The organism is Kitasatospora sp. NPDC088134 (genome assembly GCF_044741705.1).
GTDB lineage: Bacteria > Actinomycetota > Actinomycetes > Streptomycetales > Streptomycetaceae > Kitasatospora.
This window is the reverse complement of record NZ_JBIUTD010000013.1, coordinates 1-12,638: the sequence shown is the minus strand read 5'-3', so window position 1 is coordinate 12,638 and position 12,638 is coordinate 1. Positions and strand designations below refer to the sequence as shown.

The following is a 12,638-nucleotide window of genomic DNA, read 5'->3' as shown; positions in this document are numbered from 1 at the left end:
GCCCGGGCCCCGCCGACCCGCCCGGGCTCCGCCGACCCGCCCGGGCCCCGCCGACCGCCCGTCACCGGGGAGGGGCGCCGACCTCTCCCCGCCCCTCGCCCCACGGAGCCGCCCGTGCCCGCCCGCCCCGCCCAGCTGCGGATCGTCCAGTCCGAGGTGGCGCCGCTGCCCGACGGCCGGTGGATCACCCGCTGGACCTTCGGCGCCCCCGGCGGCGTCACCGCCGAGGTGCTCAGCCTCGGCGCCCGCCTCGAAGCCCTGCACGCCCCCGACCGGGACGGGCGGCGCGCCAACCTCGTCCTCGGCGCCGGACGCGTCGCCGAACTCCTCGGCCCCGCCGCCTACTTCGGCGCCACCGTGGGCCGCTGTGCCAACCGGATCGCCGGCGGCCGGCTGCCCCTCGACGGCACCGTCCACCGCCTCGCCACCCAGGACACCGGCCACACCCTGCACGGCGGCCCCGACGGCTTCGCCACCCGCCTGTGGGACGGCGAACCCGTCCGCGCGGACGACCGGGTCGGCGTCCGGCTGCGCCTGCACAGCCCCGACGGCGACCAGGGCTTCCCCGGCGCGCTCGACGCCGAGGTCGGCTACCTGCTCGACGCCGAGGGCGAGTTGACCATCGACTACCGGGCCACCGCCGATGCGCCCACCGTCGTCAACCTCACCAACCACGCCTACTTCAACCTCGCCGGGGAGGGCAGCGGCAGCGTCCTGGACCACCTGCTGCGGGTCGACGCCGCCGGCTACCTCCCGGTCGACCCGGAACTGATCCCGCTCGGCCCCGTCGCACCCGTCACCGGCACCCCCTTCGACCTCCGCACGCCCCGGCTGCTCGGCCCGGCGATCGCCGACCCGCACCCCCAACTCGCCCTGGCCGGAGGCGGATACGACCACGCCTGGGTCCTGGACGGCACCGGCGGGGAGCTGCGGACCGCCGCCGTCCTCGAACACCCCGCCAGCGGCCGCCGCCTGGAGTGCCGCACCACCGAACCCGGCCTCCAGGTCTACACCGGCAACCTGTTCGACGGCTCGGTCACCGGCCGCTCCGGCCGCCCCTACCGCGCGCACGCGGGCATCGCCCTGGAGACCCAGCACCACCCCGACTCCCCGAACCGGCCCGACCACCCCTGCTACCCCTCCACCGTCCTGCGCCCGGGGGAGGAGTACCGCTCCACCACCGTCCACCGCTTCGGCCGTTCGATGTCTTGACGGTGGACCGGCGAGTGCGGATAGTGGTCACCGGTCGTCCGTCGATCGCCCCAACTCCCTTGTTCTACAAGTCAGTTGGCGATTCTCCGGGTTGAATTGTTAGCGCTAACAGAAAGTTCGGCCCGGCCGACCGCAGGCTCCCCACCCACCCCCACCCGGCAAAGGAGACCCCTCCCTTGGCTGCTCCCACCTGGCTGCGCCGCCCCCGGCGCGCCCTGCTCGCCGCCGGCAGCACGCTGGCCCTCGCCGCCGCCCTGCTGGCCGGCACCGAGACCGCCGCGCAGGCCGTCGCCCAGGCCCCCTGCGACCTCTACGCCGCCGGCGGCACCCCCTGCGTCGCCGCCCACTCCACCACCCGTGCCCTGTACGGCGGTTACCAGGGATCGCTGTACCAGGTCCGCCGCGCCTCCGACGCCGCCACCAGGAACATCGGCGTGCTCGGCACCGGCGGGTACGCCGACGCCGCCGCCCAGGACGCCTTCTGCGCCGGCACCACCTGCGTCATCACCGTCATCTACGACCAGTCCGGCCGGGGCAACCACCTCACCCAGGCCCCCGCGGGCGGCGCCGCCGGCGGCCCCGACGACCTCGCTCCCGCCACCGCCGCCCCCGTCACCGTCGCGGGCCACAAGGCGTACGGCGTCTACGTGGCCGCGGGCACCGGCTACCGCAACAACAGGACCAACGGCATCGCCACCGGCGACCAGCCCGAAGGCATGTACGCCGTTCTCGACGGCACCCACTTCGGCGGCGGCTGCTGCTTCGACTACGGCAACGCCGAGACCAACAACCTCGACACCGGCAACGGCCACATGGAGGCCATCTACTTCGGCGACAGCACCATCTGGGGCTCCGGCACCGGCAACGGCCCCTGGGTGATGGCCGACCTGGAGAACGGCCTGTTCTCCGGCGTCAACGCGGGTTACAACGCCAACGACCCGAGCGTCAGCCACCGCTTCCTGACCGCGATCGTCAAGGGCGCCCCCAACCTGTGGGCGATCAAGGCCGGCAACGCCCAGTCCGGCGGCCTGTCCACGTACTACAACGGCGTCCGCCCGAACGTCGCCGGCTACCACCCGATGCACAAGGAAGGGGCGATCATCCTCGGCATCGGCGGCGACAACAGCAAGTCCTCCAGCGGCACCTTCTACGAGGGGGTGCTGACCGCCGGCTACCCCTCCGACGCCACCGAGAACGCCGTCCAGGCCAACATCACCACCGCGAACTACCAGCCCGGCAAGGTCACGTCGAGCGCCCTCACGCCCGGCGCCCGGGTCTCGTTGAAGGCCACCACCGCCTGCTGCACCGCCGACTACCTGCGCCGCAGCGCCGACGCCACGGTGGCCATCTCCCCGCTCACCTCCGGCAGTTCCGCCGCCGACCGGGCCGATGCCACCTGGATCGTCCGGGCCGGGCTCGCCGACAGCTCCTGCCTGTCCCTGGAGTCCGCCGCCGCCCCCGGCCAGTACCTGCGCCACTACGGCTTCCAACTGCACACCGCCGCCAGTGACGGCACCGCCCTGTTCAAGCAGGACGCCACCTTCTGCCTGCAGGCCGGGCACAGCGGGCAGGGCTACTCCTTCCAGGCCGCCAACTACCCCAACCGCTTCCTGCGCCACTACACCTACACCGGCTACGTCGCCGGCGACGGCGTCGGCGGCAACGCCTGGGACAGCGCCGGGAGTTGGAGCGCCGACACCTCCTGGCTGACGGCCGCGCCGCTCTCCTGACCCGTCGGGGTCCGTCCCTCGGGTCCCGCCCGTCCGCCCGTCCGCCCGTCCGCCCGTCCGTCCGTCGTGTCCCGGGAGGGCCCCGGCGGGCGGGCGCCGGGGTGCCGGGATACTGCTGCCATGTCAGATCATCGGACCGCCGCGCCCGCCGGGACCGGCCAGGTCGAGCACCCCGTCCCGCCGCCGGACCGGCCCTCGCTGCGGCGGGACGTCTCACTGCCCGCCCTGCTGGCCGGCCTGGTGTGCATCGCCGTCTCGTTCTCCGGCCCGCTGGTCGTGGTGCTCGCCGCGGCCGCCGCCGGACACCTCGACGCGGCGCACACCGCGTCCTGGATCTGGGCGGTGTCGATCGGCAGCGGACTGACCTGCCTGCTGCTCAGCTGGTGGACCCGCACCCCCGTGATCACCGCCTGGTCGACCCCCGGCGCGGCCCTGCTGATCGGCAGCCTCGGCGCGTACCCCTACCCGGAGGCGGTCGGCGCGTTCCTGCTCAGTTCGGTCGCCGTCGCGCTGTTCGGCGCCACCGGCCTGTTCGGACGGCTGATTCGGGCGATCCCGACCGGCATCGTCAACGCCATGCTGGCCGGCATCCTGTTCACCTTCGGCGCGGGCATCTTCGCCGAGCTGCGCGCCACCCCCGCCCTGGTGCTGGGCAGCTTCACCGTCTTCCTGCTGGCCAAGCGCCTGCTGCCGCGCTACGCCGTCCCGCTGGCCCTGCTCGCGGGCGCGCTGCTGGCCGCGGCCACCGTCGGACTCCCGCTGCACCTCGGCTCCGGCGGACCCACCCACCCCGTCTGGACCACCCCCGCGTTCTCCTGGCCCGCCGCCGTCGGCCTGGCACTGCCGCTCACCATCGTCGCGCTGGCCTCGCAGAACGCCCCCGGCCTCGGCATCATGCGGGCCTCCGGCTACGACCCCGACGACCGGCTGCTGGTCGGCGCGACCGGCGGCCTGTCGGTGCTGCTCGCCCCGTTCGGCTCGCCCGGCGTCAACCTGGCGGCGATCACCGCCGCCATCTGCACCAGCCCCGAGAGCCACCCCGACCCGCGCCGCCGGTACGTGGCCGGGATGTCCGCGGGCCTGCTCTACCTGCTGGTCGGCAGCTTCGGCGGAGTCCTGGTCAGCCTGTTCACCGGCCTGCCGCACGCCCTGATCGCGGTGATCGCCGGCGTCGCCCTGCTGGCCTCCTTCCAGGGCAGCCTGGCCGCCGCGGTCGCCGAGGAGCGGGGCCGTGACGGTGCCGTGGTCACCTTCCTGGCCACCGCCTCCGGCATGACCCTGTTCGGCATCGGCGCCCCGTTCTGGGGCCTGCTGCTCGGCCTGGCCACCCACATCGTTCTGACGTACCGTCACCGCCCCTGATCCGCCCGCCCGCTGATACCTCCTCACCCTGGTGAGGGTCTCTTGCTCTGCTGACGGCCTCTCGCTTTGGTGAGAGGCTCTAACGCCTGCATCACCCTCAAGCTTCAGTGAGGGCTGATAGCCCCAGCGGCAGCGGTTGGATCCGGCGAAACGCCCTAACTCTGGTGAGAGCTTCTAACTCTTTCTGGGCCCTCTCGCACAACTGGCGCCCTCTCTGCTCCGGTCCCGCCCGTCGTGTTCCGGGGGCAGAAACGTCCTGGTAACGGCTCCGTCCCGACCGCCCCCGGGGTGCCCGGCGGTGGTACGGGGCGGCGTCCGCGCAGGTCGGCGGTGGTTCCGGCCCCGGGCCGGCGGGTGGCTCCGGGGTTTGTGTCACAGCACTGTCCGGGTGGCGGCCGGGACGGAACGGTCCGGCGGGGGCCGGTGTCCTGCTGATCGGAAACCCGCTCGCAGCGGCGAGCGCCCGGCAGCCCCGCCCCACCCGGAGGAACCCCATGCGCGTCCGCAAGCTCACCTTCGCCATCCTGGCCGCCACCGCCGCCCTCACCCTGACAGCCTGTCAGGACGACGGGATTAGCACCTCCACCCAGGGCACCCCGGCCGCCGGGCAGCACTCCGCGACCCCGGCGGCCTCCGCGAAGGGCAGCACGCCGCCCGCGACCGGCGGCCCTGCTCCCGCCGTTACCGGCCGCGCCAAGGGCGCCAAGTGCCGCACCGCGGACCTGACCGTCACCGCCGCCGACCGCAGCATCAGCGGCGACGCGGACCGCACCGTGGTGGTCGAGTTCAAGAACCGCAGCGGCGACGACTGCATGATCTCCGGCTACGCGGGCGTCGACCTGAAGACCTCGGCGGGCACCGTCTCCGCGAAGCGCTCCGGTGAGCCGGTCGTCGCCGGGGTACTGAAGAGCGGCAAGTCCACCTACTTCGGCATCAGCTACCCGGCGGGCGGCACCGGTGGCGGCAGCGGCGTCCGGATCACCGGCCTGGTGGTGACCCCGCCCGACGAGACCCAGCCCGTCACCCTGGCCTGGCCCGGCGCCGCCGCCCTCCCGGTCACCGAGGGCACCGACTCCCCGGTCAAGATCGGCCCGGTCGGCAGCGCGGGCCAGGGCGAGTAGCCGTACCACCGGCCCGGGTCAGTCGCGGTGGCGGTCGGCGGTCTCCCGGGTCGCGGCGGCCATCGCGGTCAGGAAGCGTCCGGCGACGGCGAGTTCGTCCGGAGTGAAGGCGTCCATCGCGGTGAGCAGCGCCGCGATGGACGGGCCGAAGAACGACCAGCCGAGCTCGACCGCCCGCGGCTCGACGGTGAGCAGTACCCGCCGCCGGTCGGCGGTGTCGCGCTCACGGCGGACCAGGCCGAGCCGTTCCAGCCGGTCGATCAGCGTGGTGGTGCCCGCCGAGTTGAGGCGCAGCTCCCCGCCGAGCCGCCCCGGGGTCATCGGATGCTCGGCCCGGGCGGCGTCCAGCAGGGCGATCAGGGCCCGCAGATCGGTGGGGTGCAGCCCGTTCCGGGCGGCGAACTCCGCGGCGAGCAGGTCGAACTCCACGGTCGTCGCCCGTAGTTGGTGGATCAGTAGCAGCCGGGGGTCCGTCCGCTCCTCCGTACCCGCCATTGGCGCACCGTCCTCTCGCTCGCCTATTATCTCGTTCAGCGAGAGAATACCCGAAGCGCCCCCCGAGGAGCCGGTGTGCCCGAGACCGCCCCCACCTTCCGCTCCACCCTCCACTCCACCCCCGAGACCTTCGCCACCGCCTACGACGCGCTGCTGGCCCGCTGGCCGGCCGGCACCGCCGCACGCACCGTGCCCACCCCGTACGGGCCCACCCGGGTGCACAGTTACGGTCCGCCGGATGGTCCGCCGCTGCTCCTGCTGCCCGGCGGCGGCAGCACCGGCACCGCCTGGTACGCCAACGCCCCGGCGCTCGGCGCCCGCCACCGGGTGCACGCCGTCGACGTCCTCGGCGACGTCGGCCGCAGCGAACGCGCGGGCCGCCCGCTGCGCACCCCGCAGGACCTGACGGCCTGGCTGGACGCCGTCCTGGACGGGCTCGACCTGCCGGAGACCGCCCTGTGCGGGCACTCCTACGGCGCCTGGATCGCCACCGGGTACGCGCTGCACGCACCCCGGCGGGTCCGCCGCCTCGCCCTGCTCGACCCCACCCAGGTGTTCGGCGGCCACCGCCCCGGCTACCTGCTGCGGGTGCTGCCGATGCTGCTGCGCCCCACCGCCCGCCGGGTCGGCGACTACCTCCGCTGGGAGAGCCCGGCCGCCGACCCGGACTTCGCCCGCCTGTACGTCCTCGGCGCGACCCTGCCCGGCCGGGCCCGCCCCGTGGTCGGACGCACCCTCGACCCGTCCCCGCTCGACCTGCCGGTGCTGGCCCTGTTCGCCGCCCGCAGCCGGGTGCACGACGCCGCCCGGACGGCCGACCGGGCCCGCCGCCTGCTCCCGCACGCCCGGATCGACATCCTGCCCGGCCTCGGCCACCACGAACTGCCCACCGCCGGAGCCCCGTTGGTGGACCCGCTGCTGCTCGACTTCCTCGACGCCCGGACGATCGACGCCTAGACGATCGACGCCGAGGGGGCGCTGCCGAGGGGTCGCTGCCGGCCGTGGAGCGTTCCGCTCGGCGGACCGGCCTGCGAGAGTGTGGTCATGAGTGACGTGGTTGTCCGCCGGGCCGAGCCCGACGACGCGCCCGCGCTGGCGGCCCTGCGCCGGCGGTTCAAGGTGGAGGACGGCGGGGACGCGGTCCCGCAGGAAGAAGAGGAGTTCACCGCCGCGTGCGAGCAGTGGCTGCGTTCCCGGATGGCCGGGCCGTGGCGCGTCTGGGTCGCGGAAGTGGGCGGCCGACCCTGTGGGCACGTCTTCCTGTGTCTCGTGGAGAAGGTCCCGAGTCCCTACCCGGGCTCCGACACCCTCGGCTACGTGACCAACTTCTACGTCGTCCCCGAACAGCGCAATCGCGGTCTGGGCAGGGCCCTGCTCGACGAGGTGACCGGCTATGCGCGCGCTCACGGCCTGGACACGTTGATCGTGTGGCCGTCCGAGCGCAGCGCGCCGCTGTACCGGCGCTGCGGATTCGACGGACCGGAGGAGCTTCTCGAACAGCCCGTGGCGCCCAGCTGATTGCCACTTGGGTCCGTACCCTTCCCGGCCTGCCGGCCAAGCGCGCTCACCGCCTACGACCGTTGAACCCCTTGGAATCGGTCGACCGGGCCGTTTCCCGGCGCACGGCTGCGTCGGCCGCGTGCGCCGCCTCCCGCAGGGCTCCGGCCGCCTCCCGCAGCGCGGCGGACGCGCTGCCAGCGACCGGCTCGCCGTGCCCGAACACCGCCGTGTCGACGTCCAGTTCGGCCAGCCGGTGCAGCGAGGCGACGGCCCGGGCCCGGTCGGTGTTGAACACGCCCAGCATGGTCCGGCCCACGTTGGCGACGGCGTCCCCGGTGAACAGCAGTCGCGGGCCGGGGAGATGGAGCGCGATCGACCCGTCCGTGTGCCCGGGCACGGCGAGGACCTCGGCCCCGCCGCCGAACTCCACCACGTCGCCGTCCCGCACCTCCCGGTCCACCCGGCAGGGCGGGGCCGCAGGCAGCGGCGGGAGCGCCGCCCTGATCGCCACCTCGAACTCCTCCAGCACCGGCGGCGCCCCCGCCGCCCGCCCCCGGATCACCGGCGCCTCCAGCGCGTGCGCCACCACCTCCGCCCCGTGCCGCTCGGCGAGTTCGGCGGCGGAGCCGGTGTGGTCCTCGTGCCAGTGCGTCAGCACGATCCGCCGCAACGCGCCGTCCAGCACCGCCTCGATCTCCGCCGCGCGGTCCGCCGTCCCGGTGTCGACCAGGGTCAGTTCGGAGCCGTCCCGCCACAGGTAGGCCGCCCCCACCGGGAAGCGGAGCATGCGCAGGCCCGGCCGCACCTCGATGATGTCCATGCCCCAGCCTGCGCGGCCGGACCCGCCGCCACCCCGCCATTCGCCGACAGCAGATCGGACGTCCAGCAGCCGTCCAGCAGCCCGCACGCCCCCTGCCGGAACAGCGCAGCCGCTCAGAGCACTGGCGGGCGCCCCAGGCGGGCCATCCGGTACACGGTGCTCCACCGCATCGGCCGGCGCGGCGGGCACGGCGTCCGGACGCCCTCGAAGAAGCCGCCCCACCACGCCTTCAGCCCCGCCAGCGGCGGGCGGCGCAGCAGGGTGAACCCGATCCAGACGCCCAGGTGGACCGGCACCAGCACGGCCGGGAGGCGGCGCTTGACCAGCCAGACCCGGTTGCGGGCGGTCATCCGGTAGTACGAGGCGTGCCGGGCCGGGTCGGTGCGCGGGTGCTGCAGCAGCAGGTCCGGCCGGTAGTCGATGCGCCAGCCCGCGTCCAGGGCCCGCCAGGCGAAGTCGGTCTCCTCGTGCGAGTAGAAGAACTCGGCCGGGAACAGTCCGACCTGGTCGACCACGGCCATCCGGATCGCGTGCCCGCCACCGAGGAACGCCGTCACCGGGCCGCCCCGCAGCGGGTCCGCACTGCCGATCCGCGGCACGTGCCGGCGCTGGGTGAACCCGGTCTCGTCCGCGATCCGGAACGAGGCGATCCCCAGCCCCGGGTCCTGCTCGAACGCCTCCCGGACCAGCCGGAAGGTGTCCGTGCGCGGCAGCAGCCCGTCGTCGTCCAGCACCACCAGCACGTCCGCGCCGCCGAGTTCGCGCAACCGCTCCACCCCGACGTTCCGGCCGCCCGGGATGCCCAGGTTCTCCGGCAGCTCCACGACGTCCACCCACCCCGGCAGTTCCGGCAGCCCCGCCCCCTGCCCGACCACCACCGTCCGCACACCCGCCCCGGACCCCTCCTGCGCGCGCACCGAATCCAGCAGCGCCGTCAACTCGACCGGCCTGGTGCCCATCGTCAGCACCACCACGCCCAGCGTGACACCCATGTCGACCGACCCGCCTCTCCAACGACCTGACGCACCGTCCACCCCCACCGCGGGGGCCGGACCGGGCCCCACCCTGCCACACCCGGACCACCTGCTCCGAAGGCCGTGATCGCCACGGTGGCGCACGCGTGCAGTCTGCGCGTCCCCGCACACCTGAGCGGCCGCCCGGATGAAGCCCGGAATCATACGCACAGCAACCCGCGTCCTGCGCCGACGCCCCGGGCTGCTCTGCTTCCCGCTGCTCGGCCTCTCCATCGTGCGCGGCGTCCTGCACCGCCTCGGGATCGCCGACACCGACCTGACGACCGAGCTGTACACCGACGCCGTCACCGCCGCCAGGTCGCGGCCCGACAGCTGAAATCCCGCGCCGTATCAACTGTTTGACGGGCCGTCAGGAATCCTTCCGGTCCTCCTCGGCCCGCTCGCGGGCAGCCCGGATCGCCAACACGTTGTCGACCAGGCGGGCGGCCTCGGTGGCGGGGTCCATCGGGAAGGCGAGCAGGGCGCGGACGTACGCCGGGGCGAGGATCAGTTCGAAGACGTCGCTCCAGGTGAGGACGGTGGTGCCGCTGGCCTCCAGGGTGGCCCGAATCTGCCCGATGCGGGGTTCGGCGAAGTCGAGGCCGTTCCCGGCCTGGCCGCCGGCCCGCAGCATGGCGCGGAAGAAGGCCAGGTGGCCGGGGTCGTGCAGGTCGGTGAGGAGCCGGCCGGTCCAGTCGAGCAGGTCGGCCCGCAGGTCGCCGGTGGCGGGGAGCGGGGAGCGTTCGCCCAGTTCCGCCACGACGGTGTCGATGATCAGGCCGTCGGCGGTCCGCCAGCGGCGGTAGATGGTGGCCACGTGCACGCCGGAGCGCGCCGCGACCTCCGCGATCTCCACCGTGCCGTCGGCGGATTCGGCCAGCAGCTCGCGGGTGGCCGCGTGCACGGCCTCTCTGGTGCGGGCGGTCCGGCCGCCGGGCCGGGACGTCCCCGTGGTCTGCGTCACCGTGCCAGCCTATCGCCCCGCCCGCTCCCCGCCGACCACTACTGCGAATCTGTTGCGTTAGTGACGGTCGGCGTGCCAGTCTTCATGCGAAAGATTCGCATTATGCGGGTCGAAGCGAACGGGAGGGCGTCATGGCACGGGTACTGGTGGTGGGCGGCGGGATCGCGGGGGACAGCCTCGCGCTGATGCTGGGGCGGGCCGGCTGGACGGTCACCGTCGCCGAGATCGCCCCGGCCCCGCGGACCGGCGGGCAGACCGTCGACCTGCGCGGCGACTGCCGCGACGTACTGGACGAACTCGGCCTGCTCCCGGCCGCGTTGGCCTGCCTGGTGCCGCAGGCCGGCGCCGCCTGGATCGACGCGGACGAGCGGCGGCTCGCCGAGATGCCGGTCACCGCCTTCGACGGGGGCGGCCTGGTCTCCCGGGAGGAACTGCTCCGCACCGACCTGGCCCGGATCCTCCACGAGGCGGCCGGCCCGAATGTCACGCACCGCTTCGGCGAGACCGTCGACGCCCTGGAGGACACCCCCGACGGCGTGCTCGCCCGGTTCCGCAGCGGCACCGCGGAGGAGTTCGACCTGGTGGTCGGCGCCGACGGCGCGCACTCCCGGGTCCGCGCCCTGCGCTTCGGCCCCGAGGAGCACCACCGCAAGCCGCTCGGCCTGGCACACGCCTGGTTCACCCTCCCCGAGCGGCCCGGGACGCCCCCGCTGGACGGCTGGTTCCTGATCCACAACGCACCCGGCCGCCGCAGTGTGGCAGCCCGCCCCGGCCGGCCGGGCGAACAGGAGATCGGCCTCACCTTCGCCACCGACACCCTGCCGCCCCGCCAGGACCGTGAAGCCCGATTCGCCCTGCTGGACCGCACCTTCGCCGACGTCGGCTGGCGCACCGCCGAATTCCTGGCCGCCGCCCGGCAGGCCGAGGACTTCGCCCTCGACACCTTCGACCAGATCCGGATGCCGAGCTGGCACGACGGCCGGGTGGTCCTGCTCGGCGACAGCGCCTGGTGCGCCAGCCCGCTCAGCGGCCTCGGCACCGCCCTCGCCCTCCGCGGCGCCGCCACCCTCGCCACCGCCCTCACCGCCACCGCCCTCACCGCCCCCGGCCACCTGCCCGCCGCCTTCGCCGTCTTCGAACGCGCCATGCGCCCCCGCGTCACCTCCGCCCAACAACTGCCCCCCGGTCGACTCGCCTCCGTGGCCCCCGAGACCGCCCTCGGCATCCGCCTCAACGCCTTCGCCATGCGCGCCCTCCAGGCCCGCCCCCTGCGCCCCCTCGTCCGCCGCGCCATGGCCACCACCGAACACGGCCGCACCCCGTCCGGGACGCCTTCGGCGGCCTGACGGAGCGTCAGCACCGCGCAGGCGGTGACCCGGCAGCGAGAACGTGGAACTTCCTTGGGGGGAAGAGCAGTTCGGCCACCGTCGGGCGGATGGCGAGCAATACTCAGGACGTGTGGGGCAGCCCCGAGCGGGACGAGCGCGGGCATTGGCCGGTGGTCCGCCCCGCCACCACGGACACGGACCGTGGTCACCGCCGCCGGCCCCGCCGAGGCCACCGCGCCGTGGGTGAACGACCGCCGGGTGGACGATGCCATCGGCGAGCGCCAGCGGTTCTCCTCGAAGATCCCGGCGTCGTGGTGCCGAAGGTCCCCGAGGTGCGGCCGCTGCTCCACCTGCCCGGTCTGTCCTCCGGTGGCCTGGTGCCCGCGCTGGAGCAGTTCCTCGGCTCTGCGGTCAGGCTGCGGACCAAGGTCACCCGCGTGGGGCGGCACCTCGTCCGCGTCGGGCCCGCTTCGAACGCGGCCACCTCGTTGAACGGCCACGGACGGCAGCGACAGGAGGAACGGCATGAACAGGGTGGCGGACCTGCCGCGAAGTTGGAGACCATCCGGTCATGGCGGACGACACACCAGGACAGGGCTTTCCGATCGGCTTCGGGCTCCGGCCGTATCGCGGCGGCGAAGACCACGACGCCATGGCCGCGGTGCGGCTGGGGTGCGCTGAACAGGACGGGGTGGATGCCCATTCGGTCGTGGAAGGGCTCCCGACAGCAGCCGAGATCGCCGAAGCCTCGGCCAAGTTGGAGGAGCCGGCCGAGAATCAGATCCTGGTGGTGCACGACGGGAGCGTCGTCGGCTACTCGACGATCAGGTGGTGGCAAGAGCGGGACGATACGTGGCTCTACCTGCACCGCGGCTACCTCTTGCCCCAGCACCGCCGCCAAGGCATCGGCTCGGCCATGCTGAGCTGGGCCGAAGAGCGGATCCGCCGGCTCGTCGAACAGCATGGAACGACTCGGGCGGCAGTGATCGGCGCGAACGCTCAGAGGGCGTTCGATACCGTTTTAGGCTGCCGCGCATGGTTTCGGGCGGAGGTATTGCCCGGTTCTGTCCGGGGCGGCGGTCAGCCGGGTGGT

At 74.1% G+C, this 12,638-nt stretch carries 13 protein-coding genes and 1 pseudogene; 10 read left to right on the top strand and 4 right to left on the bottom strand.

Annotated features, from left to right (window positions below; translation table 11 throughout):
* Positions 1 to 114: 114 nt before the first annotated feature.
* The 4 genes from ACIOHG_RS20880 (at position 115) to ACIOHG_RS20865 (ending at position 5,425) form a co-directional block, all read left to right on the top strand.
* Complete coding sequence (locus ACIOHG_RS20880; protein ID WP_400952693.1) at positions 115 to 1,212, top strand: aldose epimerase family protein; 1,098 nt, start codon at positions 115 to 117, stop codon at positions 1,210 to 1,212.
* Positions 1,213 to 1,388: 176 nt separating this feature from the next.
* Positions 1,389 to 2,942 carry an alpha-L-arabinofuranosidase B gene (locus ACIOHG_RS20875; RefSeq protein WP_400952690.1) on the top strand — a complete coding sequence of 518 codons (1,554 nt, stop codon included), beginning with the start codon at positions 1,389 to 1,391 and terminating at the stop codon, positions 2,940 to 2,942.
* 120 nt (positions 2,943 to 3,062) lie between these two features.
* A complete protein-coding gene (locus ACIOHG_RS20870) occupies positions 3,063 to 4,304 on the top strand; it encodes a benzoate/H(+) symporter BenE family transporter (RefSeq protein WP_400952688.1) in 1,242 nt (413 codons plus the stop codon).
* A gap of 494 nt (positions 4,305 to 4,798) precedes the next feature.
* Positions 4,799 to 5,425, top strand: coding sequence for a DUF4232 domain-containing protein (locus tag ACIOHG_RS20865; protein ID WP_400952685.1), 627 nt, complete (start codon positions 4,799 to 4,801; stop codon positions 5,423 to 5,425).
* Between the two features lie 18 nt (positions 5,426 to 5,443).
* Here ACIOHG_RS20865 and ACIOHG_RS20860 read toward each other — a convergent pair whose 3' ends face one another.
* Positions 5,444 to 5,920 (bottom strand): MarR family winged helix-turn-helix transcriptional regulator, encoded by a 477-nt coding sequence (locus ACIOHG_RS20860; RefSeq protein ID WP_400952682.1) that lies wholly within the window; start codon positions 5,918 to 5,920, stop codon positions 5,444 to 5,446.
* 75 nt (positions 5,921 to 5,995) lie between these two features.
* Between ACIOHG_RS20860 and ACIOHG_RS20855 the strand changes: the two genes are divergently transcribed.
* Positions 5,996 to 6,877 carry an alpha/beta fold hydrolase gene (locus tag ACIOHG_RS20855; protein WP_400952679.1) on the top strand — a complete coding sequence of 294 codons (882 nt, stop codon included), beginning with the start codon at positions 5,996 to 5,998 and terminating at the stop codon, positions 6,875 to 6,877.
* An 87-nt stretch (positions 6,878 to 6,964) separates the two neighbouring features.
* Entirely contained in the window at positions 6,965 to 7,438 is a 474-nt protein-coding gene (locus ACIOHG_RS20850; protein WP_400952677.1) for a GNAT family N-acetyltransferase, read from the top strand.
* Between the two features lie 46 nt (positions 7,439 to 7,484).
* Here ACIOHG_RS20850 and ACIOHG_RS20845 read toward each other — a convergent pair whose 3' ends face one another.
* On the bottom strand, positions 7,485 to 8,240 hold the full coding sequence (locus ACIOHG_RS20845; RefSeq protein ID WP_400952675.1) for an MBL fold metallo-hydrolase: 756 nt from the start codon (positions 8,238 to 8,240) through the stop codon (positions 7,485 to 7,487).
* 113 nt (positions 8,241 to 8,353) lie between these two features.
* Positions 8,354 to 9,232, bottom strand: a complete 879-nt coding sequence (locus ACIOHG_RS20840) for a glycosyltransferase family 2 protein (protein WP_400952672.1) — start codon at positions 9,230 to 9,232, stop codon at positions 8,354 to 8,356.
* Between the two features lie 169 nt (positions 9,233 to 9,401).
* On the opposite strand from ACIOHG_RS20840, the gene ACIOHG_RS20835 reads away from it, so the two are divergent.
* Complete coding sequence (locus ACIOHG_RS20835; RefSeq protein WP_400952670.1) at positions 9,402 to 9,590, top strand: hypothetical protein; 189 nt, start codon at positions 9,402 to 9,404, stop codon at positions 9,588 to 9,590.
* Between the two features lie 33 nt (positions 9,591 to 9,623).
* On the opposite strand, the gene ACIOHG_RS20830 is transcribed toward ACIOHG_RS20835, so the two are convergent.
* On the bottom strand, positions 9,624 to 10,217 hold the full coding sequence (locus ACIOHG_RS20830) for a TetR family transcriptional regulator (protein WP_400952667.1): 594 nt from the start codon (positions 10,215 to 10,217) through the stop codon (positions 9,624 to 9,626).
* 131 nt (positions 10,218 to 10,348) lie between these two features.
* Between ACIOHG_RS20830 and ACIOHG_RS20825 the strand changes: the two genes are divergently transcribed.
* The 3 genes and pseudogenes from ACIOHG_RS20825 to ACIOHG_RS20815 form a co-directional block, all read left to right on the top strand.
* The gene (locus ACIOHG_RS20825) at positions 10,349 to 11,563 is read left to right on the top strand and encodes an FAD-dependent monooxygenase (RefSeq protein WP_400952666.1); all 1,215 of its coding nucleotides are present in this window, start codon (positions 10,349 to 10,351) and stop codon (positions 11,561 to 11,563) included.
* Between the two features lie 131 nt (positions 11,564 to 11,694).
* Positions 11,695 to 11,964, top strand: a pseudogene (locus tag ACIOHG_RS20820) (IS256 family transposase); the annotation flags it as partial.
* A 152-nt stretch (positions 11,965 to 12,116) separates the two neighbouring features.
* Positions 12,117 to 12,638, top strand: a 522-nt coding sequence (locus ACIOHG_RS20815; RefSeq protein ID WP_400952663.1) for a GNAT family N-acetyltransferase, incomplete at its 3' end; no start/stop codon positions are given.